This window comes from Nodosilinea sp. LEGE 06152 (assembly GCF_015207525.1).
GTDB lineage: Bacteria > Cyanobacteriota > Cyanobacteriia > Phormidesmidales > Phormidesmidaceae > Nodosilinea.
The window spans coordinates 38943-51398 of sequence record NZ_JADEWR010000009.1; the positions used below are offsets into that span (position 1 = coordinate 38943).

The 12456-nt window shown below is 61.7% G+C and carries 11 protein-coding genes; 6 read left to right on the plus strand and 5 right to left on the minus strand.

The window, feature by feature from the left end:
• Positions 1-35: 35 nt before the first annotated feature.
• The gene (locus IQ265_RS13415) at positions 36-800 is read right to left on the minus strand and encodes a hypothetical protein (RefSeq protein ID WP_194054384.1); all 765 of its coding nucleotides are present in this window, start codon (positions 798-800) and stop codon (positions 36-38) included.
• A 169-nt stretch (positions 801-969) separates the two neighbouring features.
• Complete coding sequence (gene glmM / locus IQ265_RS13420) at positions 970-2460, minus strand: phosphoglucosamine mutase (RefSeq protein ID WP_228037879.1); 1491 nt, start codon at positions 2458-2460, stop codon at positions 970-972.
• A 92-nt stretch (positions 2461-2552) separates the two neighbouring features.
• Between glmM and IQ265_RS13425 the strand changes: the two genes are divergently transcribed.
• The 4 genes from IQ265_RS13425 (at position 2553) to cphA (ending at position 7978) form a co-directional block, all read left to right on the plus strand.
• Positions 2553-3017: a DUF309 domain-containing protein gene (locus tag IQ265_RS13425; RefSeq protein ID WP_194054386.1), complete on the plus strand. Its 465-nt coding sequence runs from the start codon at positions 2553-2555 to the stop codon at positions 3015-3017.
• A 136-nt stretch (positions 3018-3153) separates the two neighbouring features.
• Positions 3154-4317: a cysteine desulfurase family protein gene (locus IQ265_RS13430; protein WP_194054388.1), complete on the plus strand. Its 1164-nt coding sequence runs from the start codon at positions 3154-3156 to the stop codon at positions 4315-4317.
• A 23-nt stretch (positions 4318-4340) separates the two neighbouring features.
• Complete coding sequence (locus IQ265_RS13435) at positions 4341-5099, plus strand: DUF1995 family protein (protein ID WP_228037880.1); 759 nt, start codon at positions 4341-4343, stop codon at positions 5097-5099.
• A gap of 170 nt (positions 5100-5269) precedes the next feature.
• Positions 5270-7978 (plus strand): cyanophycin synthetase, encoded by a 2709-nt coding sequence (cphA, locus tag IQ265_RS13440; RefSeq protein ID WP_194054392.1) that lies wholly within the window; start codon positions 5270-5272, stop codon positions 7976-7978.
• On the opposite strand, the gene IQ265_RS13445 is transcribed toward cphA, so the two are convergent.
• Together IQ265_RS13445 and IQ265_RS13450 are read right to left on the minus strand one after the other, a co-directional pair.
• A complete protein-coding gene (locus IQ265_RS13445) occupies positions 7979-8995 on the minus strand; it encodes a tetratricopeptide repeat protein (protein ID WP_194054394.1) in 1017 nt (338 codons plus the stop codon).
• A gap of 153 nt (positions 8996-9148) precedes the next feature.
• Positions 9149-9913 (minus strand): sigma-70 family RNA polymerase sigma factor, encoded by a 765-nt coding sequence (locus IQ265_RS13450; protein ID WP_194054396.1) that lies wholly within the window; start codon positions 9911-9913, stop codon positions 9149-9151.
• 380 nt (positions 9914-10293) lie between these two features.
• Here IQ265_RS13450 and IQ265_RS13455 point away from each other — a divergent pair, with 380 nt between their 5' ends.
• On the plus strand, positions 10294-10872 hold the full coding sequence (locus IQ265_RS13455) for a glyoxalase-like domain protein (RefSeq protein ID WP_194054397.1): 579 nt from the start codon (positions 10294-10296) through the stop codon (positions 10870-10872).
• A 228-nt stretch (positions 10873-11100) separates the two neighbouring features.
• On the opposite strand, the gene IQ265_RS13460 is transcribed toward IQ265_RS13455, so the two are convergent.
• The gene (locus IQ265_RS13460) at positions 11101-11925 is read right to left on the minus strand and encodes a hypothetical protein (RefSeq protein WP_194054399.1); all 825 of its coding nucleotides are present in this window, start codon (positions 11923-11925) and stop codon (positions 11101-11103) included.
• 239 nt (positions 11926-12164) lie between these two features.
• Between IQ265_RS13460 and IQ265_RS13465 the strand changes: the two genes are divergently transcribed.
• Entirely contained in the window at positions 12165-12341 is a 177-nt protein-coding gene (locus IQ265_RS13465; RefSeq protein ID WP_194054401.1) for a hypothetical protein, read from the plus strand.
• Positions 12342-12456 lie beyond the last annotated feature (115 nt).

Below are 12456 nucleotides of genomic sequence, written 5' to 3' on the forward strand. Positions count from 1 at the left end.
GTCTCCCATGCATAGCCATAGGGCTATTCGTTACTTTAAGCCGCTTTGAAGAAGCGGATGATTTCGCGGACGTGCTCTAGAAACTGGCCGTCGGTGCTAAGCTGGGCGATCGCCTGCTGCCCCTCCAGCGCCAATCGCTGGTGCTCGGCCTGATTGGTAGCGGTCAAGGTTGTGACTTCCGTGGCCAGCACCGTGAGATCCTGCCGCAGGGCCTGGCGCTGGCGCTGCTCGGTGGCGGCCCAGGAGGCGGGGTCATCGGTGTCGAGCTGGGCGGTGATTGCCTCCAGCTTGGTTTCGGCTTGGGTGAGGCGATCGCGCAGCCACACCACATCTTCGCGAGGATACTGAAACTGTTGCTGAATAGTGGCGATGCGGGCGGCGAAATACTGGTAGCTGCGCAGGGCGGGGCGCAGGCCGCTGAGCAGCAGAGCGGCGGCTGAGCCCCAGTAGCCCAGCTGGCTGACGCCCGTGCTGGCGAGAAGGTAGAGGCCCAGGGCGGTGAGCAGGTGTAGGCCAAGTACGAGCCGCAGCGACCAGCGAGCCAGCGATCGCACATAGTTGACCTGGCGATCGTCCACTGCAATGCCGTTCTCCTGGGAGCGATCGGCCTCACTCAGCGCGGCCTTGGCCTCAAAATAGATGTTCCAGGGCACGGTAGTCAGGGTCAGCAGCCAGCCAAAGCTGGCCAACCCCACCACCCAATCGGTGAAGTTGCCCACCGGAATTTGCCACCACTGGGCCAGGCCAAAAATGCCCAGCAACATGATTACCAGCACCAGACTGAGCAAGCTCGCTATCATCACCAGGCTCCAAACGCACGTAAGGGGCAGACAGTTAGGAAAATCCCCTGCTATCTGCCCCCATAGTGGCGAGTAAATTTGGCTCAACCCCGACTGCTATACCGGTTTCTCAGGTGTTCCTGGCAAGTTTAGACCCCTGGTTTTTTTCAAAACCCAGGGGTCTAGGTGGCTACACCGCTAAGTGCTGGGTGACGGCCTGCACAATGTGCTGGGTCCAGCGATCGACCAACTCACCGTCGATCGCCTCAACCATGACCCGAATAACTGGCTCAGTGCCGGAGGGGCGCACCAGCACCCGGCCCTCGCTGCCCATGGCCTGTTCGGCGGCTGTCACAGCCTGGCAGACGGGGTCGCAGTCTTGCCAGTGGAGGCGGCGATCGCGGTCTATCACCCGAACATTCTGCAGTTTTTGCGGATAGGTCGTAAAGCTGTCATCCACCAGGGCGGCCAACGACCCGCCCAGCGCCTGCACCAGGGTGGCCAGGTGCAGGGCCGTGAGAATGCCATCGCCTGTGAGGCTGTAGTGGTGGCAGAGAATATGGCCCGACTGCTCGCCGCCCAGCTTGGCCCCCCGGTTCACCATTTCGCTGTACACATGCTGGTCACCGACCTGGGTGCGAACCAGGGTGCCGCCCAGCTTTTCCCAGGCCCGCTCAAAGCCCAGATTGGCCATCACCGTTGAGATTACGGTGTGGTTGGGCAGTCGCCCCTGCTCTTGCAGCCGTTTGCCCCAAAAATAGAGAATATAGTCGCCATCGACCACACGGCCCTGGGAATCCACCGCCATTACCCGGTCGGCATCGCCGTCGAAGGCAAAGCCCAGATCAGCGCCGTGAGCTTTGATAGCCGCTTTGATCGGTTCTAGATGGGTCGAGCCGCAGTCAACATTGATGCGATCGCCGTCGGGAGCACCGTGCAGCGCAATCACTTCGGCCCCGGCTTCTACAAACACCTGCTCGGCCAGGCGAGTGGCCGAACCCCAGGCCATATCCAGCACCACCTTCATGCCCGCTAAATCGAGGCCGGGCTGCAGCGGCTCGTGCAAAAAGCTGGCGTAGCGGTTGACGAGTTCGGGCCGGTAGTAGCACTGGCCCCAAGCGGTGGCCGCCTCTAGCCCAGTCAGCTGGCCCCGCAGCGCCGCTTCAATCGCCGTCTGCACCGTGCTGGCGAGCTTGGTGCCGTCACCGCCAAAAAACTTGATGCCGTTGTCGGCGGGGGGGTTGTGGCTGGCTGAAATCATGATTCCCCCCAGGGCCTGGCATGACTCGGCTAGGTAGGCCACCGCCGGGGTGGGGCACAGCCCAATGTGCCAAACATCTAGCCCAGCCGCAGTCAAGCCCGCCGAGAGGGCCGAAGCCAGCATGTGACCTGAGGTGCGCGAGTCCTGACCCAAAATGATGGGGCCGTTGGTCAGCCCGTTGGCCTGCATAACCTGCCCGGCCCAGTAGCCAATGTCCATCGCCAGGGGTGCAGTTAACAGGTCGCCCGCTTTGCCACGAATGCCATCGGTGCCAAACAGCGGCCCAGACGGCAGCGGCAGCCTGGCCAAACCTGGGGCAAATGAGCCAGTGCCTAACAGCTCAGCGCTAGGGCTGTCGCTGCCGCTCTGCTGCTGACCCAGGGGTACTGTGCCCGTGGGCCTAACTGGAGAACTTACCATGTTAATTTTCCTCACACCTCACACTCACAGTGGAGGATAACACCTCTGCCTTAGGATGGAGCTATCCCTCTAGGCCAGTTCTACCCATCGTTATGGCCAATCACCCCTCTACCGAAAGTGTCAATTCCAACCTAAAAGCAGGTATTGACCTGTTCAATCAGGGCGAATACTACCGCTGCCACGACGTGCTGGAAGCGATTTGGATGGAGGCCAACACCTTAGAAAAGCCTTTTTACCAAGGCATTCTGCAAATTGCCGTGGGGCTGTATCACCTGGGCAACCACAACTGGCAAGGGGCCTCTATTCTTTTGGGAGAGGGGGTAAATCGTCTGCGCCCGTTCGAGCCTACCTACGCCGGGGTAGACGTGGCCCGCCTGGTAGACTGCGGCTGGGCCTGGCTGACAATGCTGCACCAAACCGGCCCCGATCGCGTGGCGGAGGTGGCCGCTGCGGTACCCCTGGCCCAGGGCGAACCAGCAGCTGGGGCTGACCCCGACGCCGTAGTGGCAATTGCAGGCATTGATACTCCGCTACCGGCGCTCTATCTATTTACATAGCGTGAGATCGACCCCAGGTTTGAGGTTCCCAGCGCTGCCCCAAAGCCGAGCGGAGCGACGCTCGTTAGCAACAGCGCTCCCTGCTAGGATGAATTCTGTGCCGTTGGGGCGCGCTGTTCTCTTGCCAACGTCGACTATGCAAATTTATTTAGACTACAGCGCCACCACGCCTCCGCGTCCGGAGGCGATCGCCGCCATGAGCACTTGCCTGGCAGACCAGTGGGGCAACCCCTCCAGCCTGCACCAGTGGGGCAACCGATCGGCCACGGTGCTAGAGCGGGCGCGATCGCAGGTGGCCGGGTTGCTCAATGCCCCTGCCGAGGCCGTAGTGTTTACGGCAGGGGGCACCGAGGCCGACAACCTGGCCCTGATGGGAGTCGCCCAGCGCTACCGGGTGCCCCAACACCTCATTATTTCGGCGGTAGAGCATTCAGCGATCGAAAAACCGGCCCAGCAGCTCGAAGCGTTGGGTTGGCAGGTGACGCGGCTGCCGGTGAACGCCCAGGGGCGAGTCAGCCCCAGCGATCTGCGCCAGGCCCTGCGCGACAACACCGTGCTGGTGTCAATCATCTACGGCCAGAGCGAAGTTGGCACCCTACAGCCCATTCAGGCGCTAGGCCAAATCGCCCGTGACCACGGGGCGCTGTTTCACACCGATGCGGTGCAGGTGGCCGGGCGGCTGCCGCTGGATATGCAAACCCTGCCGGTCGATCTGCTATCGCTCTCCAGCCACAAGATCTACGGTCCCCAGGGAGCGGGGGCGCTGTACGTGCGGCCTGGGGTAGAGCTGGTGCCGCTGCTGGGCGGCGGTGGTCAGGAGTTGGGCCTGCGGTCGGGCACCCAGGCGGTGCCTACCCTGGCTGGGTTTGGGGTGGCGGCCGCCCTGGCCGCTGAAGAACTGACCGCCGAAACCCGGCGACTGATTGGCCTGCGCGATCGCCTCTTTGACCAGCTGGCCAGCGTGGCTGAGCTGACCCCAACGGGCGATCGCTACCAGCGGCTGCCCCACCACGCCAGCTTTTGCATTGCCGCCGATGGCGAGCAGGTCAGCGGTCGCACCCTGGTGCGCGAAATGAACTTGGCCGGCATTGGCATTAGCGCCGGGGCGGCCTGCCGCAGCGGCAAGCTCAGCCCCAGCCCGGTGCTGCTGGCGATGGGCTACAGCGATCGCGCCGCCAGCTGCGGCATTCGTCTCACCCTAGGGCGACATACCACCGCCGCCGATATTGACTGGGTGACGATGGTGCTGCGCCAGGTGCTGGGTCGCGCCCTGGCCTCTCTCAGCCTGACCCCTGTGTAGTGTTCTAACTTCTGATGGCCGCCATGACTCAAGATGACGTGACAAACTCTGCCGTGCTCACCGTACCGACCAGCCTGGAAGACGCGATCGCCCAGGCCCGAGGGGCCGCTCAGGCGGCTATTCAGGCTGGAGTCCCCCGCATGGTGGTGGAGTTGGCCTACTCCGAGCTAAAGGGCCTGCCCGTGGCCCAGCAGTTTTATCCCGCCCTGCAAGAGCTGGGCCTTGTTTTCAAGGTTTACTTTCCCGATGCGGGGGCGGCGGCTCTGGCCCGCCGCGACTGGGGCAACCCCGACTTTGTGGTGCGGGCCATCGGTGAGCTCCACAGCGAAATGGAGCCTGGCGACCAGGCTTACCTGTTTGTCGAGCCCTCGTCGATCGAGGTCAACCAGGTCGAAGAGATGTGTGCTCAGGCCGGTGACGCCTTTGTAATTATGCTCAACCCCAAGCTAGAGGATGTGGCCACCATTGGCATTGGCTACGCTGGGCGGCAGCTGCGCGATCGCTTTCTCAGCACCCTGGAGTCGGTCTACTACCTGCGACCCCTGGAGGGGGCGGTGCTGCTGCGCTGCTACCCGCACCCCTGGCAGGTGTGGCAGGAAACCGAGGCGGGCTACACACTGCTAGCTGAAACGCCCCAAAAGCCCTCTGGCGAAGAGATCGATCGAGTTTTGCTAGGCGAAACCGCTCCGGCCTCAGGTGCCTCTGCCGATGCCCCAGTCAAAGGCAAACGGGGCGGCTTTTTAAACGAGCTGCAGGGGTTTATTCGGGCGCTCACCCAGTAACTTGGCAACCTCTGCACCTCTTCCTTCTGTTACGCAAGATCGTGCCTCAGGGATACTGTCTTGAGTCCTGACCTGGGGTTATACTGCACTACACCCCGCCTGATCAGCCCCTGTCATCTGCGCTGCTCTCAAGCCAACCCTGTTCTACGACTGGTGAGTTACGACAGCCCATGCGAATTCTTAAAACCCAGACTCTCCGAGGGCCAAATTTTTGGAGCATCCGCTACCCAAACTTAATCCTGATGCGGCTGGACCTAGAAGACCTCGCCGATCGCCCCTCTGACCAAATTCCTGGGTTCTATGAAGCGCTGGTCGAAACGCTGCCCAGCCTGATTGAGCACTTCTGCTCGCCAGGGCATCGCGGCGGCTTTTTGAGCCGGGTGCGGCAGGGCACCTACATGGGTCACATCATTGAGCACGTGGCCCTAGAGCTACAGACCATGGCCGGTATGCCCGTGGGCTTTGGCCGCACCCGCGCCGTCGCAGAACCGGGCGTTTACCAGGTGGTGTTTGAGTACCAAAACGAGCAGGCCGGGCGCTACGCGGCGCGGGCGGCGGTGCGGTTGTGCAACAGTCTGGTAGAAACCGGCCACTACGCCAAATCTGAACTCGAGCAAGACCTGGCCGATCTCGCCGAGTTTCGCCTTGATGCCGCCCTCGGCCCCAGCACCGAAGCCATTGTGCGCGCCGCCGAAACCCAGGATATTCCCTGGATGCAGCTCTCAACCCGAGCCATGATTCAGCTCGGCTACGGTCGCTACCAGCAGCGGGTGCAGGCCACCCTGAGCAGCAAAACCAGCATTTTGGCCGTCGAGCTAGCCTCGGATAAAGAGGGCACCAAGCAAATTTTGCGCAATGCCGGGGTGCCCGTGCCCCGGGGCACCGTTATTTACTACCTCGATGAGCTGGAGAATGCGATCGAGGATGTTGGCGGCTACCCGATTGTGATTAAGCCCCTCGACGGCAACCATGGGCGCGGCATCACCATTGATATCGACACTTACCAGGCCGCTGAAGAGGCCTACGAAGCCGCCAAGGACGTGTCTAAGGGGGTAATTGTCGAACGCTTTTACCGGGGCCGCGACCACCGAGTACTGGTGATCAACGGGCGAGTGATTGCGGTGGCCGAGCGGGTGCCGGCCCACGTGGTCGGCGACGGCAAATCGACCATTGAGCAGCTGATCGACATCACCAATCAAGACCCGCGTCGGGGCGTTGGCCACGACAACCTGCTCACCCGCATTGAGGTCGATCGCACCACCTGGCAGCTGCTCGATCGCAAGGGCTACAGCCTCGACACCGTGCTGCCCGCCGGCGAGATGTGCTATCTGCGGGCCACCGCCAACCTGAGCACGGGCGGCATCGCCATCGATCGCACCGACGACATTCACCCCGACAATGTCTGGGTAGCCCAGCGCATCGCCAAAACCATCGGCCTCGATATTGCTGGCATCGACGTCGTCACCACCGATATTTCTAAGCCCCTGCGCGAGGTAGACGGGGTCATTGTCGAGGTCAATGCGGCTCCGGGGCTGCGCATGCACGTGTGCCCCAGCGTCGGCATTGCCCGCAACGTGGCCGAGCCAATCCTGTCGATGCTGTTTCCGCCCGGTACCCCCGCCCGCATTCCGGTCGTGGCCATCACCGGCACCAACGGCAAAACCACTACCACCCGCCTCACCGCCCACATCTTTAGGCAGACGGGACAAATGGTTGGTTTTACCACCACCGACGGCATTTACATCGGCGACAACATGGTCGAGCCGGGCGACACCACCGGCCCCCAGAGCGCCCAGGTCATTCTGCAAGACCCCACCGTCGAGGTGGCGGTGCTGGAAACGGCGCGCGGGGGCATTCTGCGATCGGGGTTAGCGTTCAAAGACTGCGATATCGGCGTGGTGCTCAACGTCGCCGCCGACCACATGGGCCTGGGCGACATCGAAACCCTCGAAGATATGGCCCACCTCAAGAGCGTCGTGGCCGAAACCGTTCGCCCCAGCGGCTACGCGGTGCTCAACGCCGACGACCCCCTGGTGGCAGCGATGGCCCAGCGGGTGAAGAGTCAGGTGGCCTACTTCTCAATGGACCCCCACAACGAGCTAGTGCGCAAGCATTCCCAGCAGGGGGGCTTAGCCGCCGTCTACGAGCAGGGCTACCTGTCTATTCTCAAAGGCGACTGGCTGCTGCGCATTGAGCAGGCCGAGAAGGTGCCCCTCACCATGGGCGGCAAGGCTCCCTTTCAAATTGCCAACGCGCTGGCGGCCAGTCTGGCGGCCTTTGCCCAGGGGGTTGATATTGGCTGCATTCGCCAGGCGCTACACACCTTTGAGGCCTCCACCGACCAAACGCCGGGCCGCATGAACCTGTTTAACCTGGGCCGCTTCCACGCCCTGGTCGACTACGCCCACAACCCCGCCAGCTACGAGGCCCTGGGCGGCTTTGTGAAGAACTGGCCGGGGCGACGAATTGGCGTGGTCGGGGGGCCGGGCGATCGCCGCGACGACGACTTTATTACCCTGGGCAAGCTGGCCGCCCAGATGTTCAACGACATCATCGTTAAGGAAGACGACGACACCCGCGGCCGCAATCGTGGCGATGCCGCTAAATGGATTGTCCACGGCATCGAAGAGGTGGTCAGCGAGGCCACCTACCGCACCATTCTGAATGAGACCGAGGCCGTCAACACCGCCCTCGATACAGCCCCAGACGACAGCCTGGTAGTCATTTTGCCTGAGAGCGTCACCCGCGCGATCGCCCTGATCAAGGCCCGCAACCCGCTGCCCCATCAGACCCTAGTGACTAATGGGGCGATTGAGGCAGTCGCTCAACCTATCGATCAATACGCTGAGGTAGCGCCCTCTGGCCCAGCTAAAAGGTAACTACAGCGCCAGCAAGCGGTTGATAAACTCGGCCTCCAAAGACTTCTGCTGAAGGTTACGCGCAATCTGTAGCCCCCGAGTAAAGGCTTGCTCAGCCCGGTCGGGGGCTTCGGTTTTAAGGTAGTAGTCGCCCAGCCAGCGGTAGGTGAGGGCTGTTTGCAGATCGGGGGGGGTAGTGCCCAGGGTGAGGGCGCTGCGCTGATCGAGGTACTGCTTGACCAGGTTCAACTCGTTGCGGCCCAGGTAAATGCCCAGCAGACCGTCGATGGCGCGAATTTGCAGAGCGCTGTTGCCCGCCTCGACACCGGCTCGCAGCCCCACCCGGTAGGCCCCGATCGCATTCGTCTCGCGGCCCAGAGCCACGTATACGTCTCCCAAACTGTTAGAGGAGTGAGCTTCACCCACGTAGTCGCTGGCCAAAATGCGGTAGTTGGCCGCCGCCTCTAGCAGGCGCACCGCTACGTCTAAATCGCCACGCTGAGTGGCCACCTGACCCAGGTTGCTCAGCGATAGACCAATGGCCCGCGAGTCGCCCGTAGTGCGGGCGAGCTGCAGCGCCTCCTCAAAATGGGCCTGCCCTTCCAGCAGCCGCCCCCGGTTTACGTAGAGATTGCCCAAGTTGTTGAGACCGTAGACCTGACCCAAAGGGTCATCGTTGTCACGGGCGGTGCCAATGCGCAGCACCAGCGCCCGCTCAGCCTCTGGGTATTGCCCCAGGGTGGCAAAGGCAGCCCCCATCGAGCCGTAGGCCTGCCCCGCCGCTTGGCCATCGCCCAGTAGACGGTAGATCTCAGCCGCCTCAGCCCAGGAGTCGACAGCTGCGGTCAAGTTGCCCTCGTTCAGCTGCTGGTTACCCAGCTGCATCCAGCCGTCAGCTACGTCGCGCGATGACCCCTGGGTAGCGTCGAGGGGTCGAATATCGAGCTGCTCCTCGAGGTTGAGCGCTGAGGCAGGCTGGCTCAGCCCCGCCAGCAGCAGGGGCAACATTCCCAGGACGAGTAGATAGTTGTGATTCATTTCTGGTGCCCTCCCCAGGCGTATACCAAGTCCAGCTCGGGATCTGTAGTTTTCCCACCGGCAGAACTCCATTTCTGAACTTGGATGAGGCATGGTCTCCCAAGTCTTCTCCCAGGGTTCAACGCGACGGGTAGCGGTTATCGGTGGGTCAACTCAGTTAGCCCACTCGTTGCCCAGTTCTCCCCCAGCGCCAACCAGACTAATTTCATCTAGCCCTGCCGCTTCTAAATCGGGCACGTCGAGCAGGTCGTTGAGGTCGTCAGGCAGCAGTTCGGGCCGCAGGGAGCCGTCGCCCAAATAAATTTGGCGAATGTCCTCGGGCAGGGCGGCTTCTAGATGTTGAAAAGCCAGTCCTAGCTTTTGGCGCACCTCAGCGGCCGTCAGGGTTTCGCCCTCGGCTTGCAGGTAGGCCGCGATCCGGTTTTCGCTCCAGCGGAAGGTGAGCGCCATCACGGCTACCAGGCGCTCGACCGCAGGCAGGCGATCGAGTGCCTGTTCGACGTAGCACCAGAAGGGCGGCGTCGCCTGCTCCAGAGAGTAGTGAATGGACTCGACCTCGGGCACTACGGCCTGGTTGATGCATAGAGCCGTGATGTTGATCAGCCAGTTCTGTAGGGTAAAGGCACCCGGCCCTTCGCCTGCCACCGCCTCGGGGCACTCTACTCCGCCCAGCTCGTGGAGAATGTGCCGCCAGGTGAGGGCAAACAGGTACTCGGCCTGCACCGGCGATCGCGCCGAGTGGCGGATCAGACTGTAGACCATGGGGCTGTAGCGGCAGAAGATGGCCGTGAAGTAGCGCCCGGCCTCGCCGTGGTGCTGAAACAGCTGCACCAGCTCGCGATCGCTCAAATGGTGCAGCCCCTGCACCAGCCGGTGGTCGCACTCAGGAAAGTTGGGAATATGCGCTGTGCTAGACATGGGTTAAGCCGTGAAAAACATTCGCCACTACCCCCCAGCTGCCGCTGGGGCCAAGGCCTGCCGCCAACTGATGCGGATAAATCAGCTTCTAATATACCTAGCGTGGCGATTTTGGCGACTTATTTTTTTTGCAAACAAGCCTGACTTGCAAAGATTTGGCAATTTGGCGGTAGCCCGCACCCCAGGGCCTGGGCTCCATGCCCTAGTATTTGGCCAGGACCAGGGCGATCGCTGTTTTAAGCTGGCCGTTTCCAGGGCAAGCACACTCAATATTTTCAATCAATATAGAGTTTATTGCAGAATTGATACACTGAGAATGGCCATCCCTGCCGCTATGGGTACCTCGCCAGCCGCCGTTTTGTCACCTCCCGTGTGGGCCTATGTTGTTTAACCTATCCCTGACCGCCCCCGCCCCCGTTGCTCTGCTGGGGCTACCCCTCGACAGCATCATGTCAACTCAGGGGGTAATGGTCATGCTGCTGGTGGCCTACGCTGGGGCCATGTGGATGTTTCTCAAAAGCGCTCCCAAGGTCTACACGGTGATGGTGTCTGACCTGGAGGTAGCCCGCCGCTTCTACGAGGGCATGCTCAACCTGCCCGCCGCCGAGGTGCCGCTGCACTACTACTACAATTACGAGCAAACCCTGGGTACCGCCGGGCTTGACCCCATGTACCTGGGTGGGGCCACCAGCTTGGCCAACCAGGGCACCCTCAGCAGCCCCGAGGGGCTGTGGTACCAGCTGCGCAAAAACACCCAGCTGCACGTGGTCAGCGGAGCCAGCCTGGGCCATCGCAACCAGCAGCGCCACGTGTGCTTCGACCACAACTGCCTGGAGTACATTCTGATGCGGGTGCAGTTGGGTGGCCTACAGCACAAGATTCGCAACGAAAAACCCCTCAATTTTTTGGTCAGAGACTACGACAACCAGGTAATTGAACTTGCCGAAGTCAGCGATTAGTCCTTAAAGGGTGCTTTACTGCGCGACTTCCCATACGTAGCGCGCCATCGGCTGGTATGAGATCGAGAGTGGCATCTATGGGCGGCTAGGTAAGGCCAGGGGGCATGAGCAACGCTACAGGCCAAGGTCAACAGCCCCATAAAGGTTGTAAAACCCTGACGGCGTTGGCTAGCGTATCCATGCTGGTGCGACCCGTTTAGCCCTGCAGTTGTCGCTTTAAAATTCGCTTTAAAACAGGGGTATCGTGGCATCGATGGTGGCCCCAAAAAAGGTGTCGTTAAACCGAACACGAGGCTCTGACGATCGCCCAAAACTAACCCCACCGTATAGGTTCAGGCGCAGACTGGAGTTAAGCCGATACACCACCTGCCCCAGCACCTGCTGAAAGGTGTCGTAACGGGGCTGGGCGGTGTAGTCGATTAAGTTGAGCTGGTAGCTCAAACCCAGCTGAACTCTGGGGGTAATGTCGTAGCCCAAATAAGTCCCCGCCGAGTGAAAGATGCGGCTGAAGTCGGTGGCGGTGCCGCTGCTGGTAGATTGGGCATCGTTGTACTGAATCAGATAATAGGAGTCGAGGGCCAGCTTTGGGGTAATTGGGTCGCGGCGACCTAGGGTAAGGCCCAGGGCCGTGTTTTTAAAGAACCGCCCCCGGTTGCCCCCTGGCCGATACAGCTCCTGGTAGGTGACTATTAGCTGCCCATAGCTGCGGGGGCTAAGCCCCTGGCGCACCCCCACCCGAAACCGCAGATCGTCGTAGTTGAGCGATGACTGAGCAGCATAGCGCTGTAGCCCCAGATCAGCGGTGGCGATCAGGGCGGTTTGAGGCCCCAGGTTGGGATAGACGCCAAAGGCGATCGAGGGTCGCAGAAAGATGTCGCTGGTCAGGCCGCCAACGTCGTTGACGGCCAGCAAAATATTGTCGCTGCTGGCGATCGCCAGGCGAGCCGAGAAAAATCCAATCTTGACGGGGGGCTGCGCCGTCTGAGTCGGCAGCTGAGGCTGATCGCGAATGCGTAAAATACCTAGGTCGTTGTCTTCGAGCAGGCTCCGCACCTGAATGACTCCCAGTTCTGGGTCCTGGGGCAGCYCARARWMKKTSTCCKSYTKKKYCNGCTSSASRGGGMYAKKSGCRGGWGNGMCMSRCRMYSGRTSGKGSGGCRRYGSMKCYMGSKYMGYAKYKGTSKKCAGSWMGGNSGYTRGYGNCTANACSCGGGGTCGGCCGCGATCGCCCCTGGGGCAAAACTTGCAACCGCTGCAGGGGGAAGGGCAGCGGCGGCCAGGTCGGGCTGAGGATGGGCTGGGGAAGAAATGGCCTCCCAGGGGTAGTCGCCACCCTGGGCCACCTCGCCAGCGGACGGGGTGGGCAAAGCGGCTGGGGTGGAGGCGCTGGCCCAATGTGCCGCAGGGGTGGCGCGATCGCCAAGACTACCGGCATCAGCCTGGGCAACCGCTGGCTGCCTATCCGCTAGATTAGCGGCTGCACCGCTGGGCAGATCGGGGTGGGCATAGCTTGGCATGGCTCCACAGAGCAGGCCGAAGCTCACTAGCGCCAGTTGAAGGGGGGGGTGCCGCTTAACCAATGGA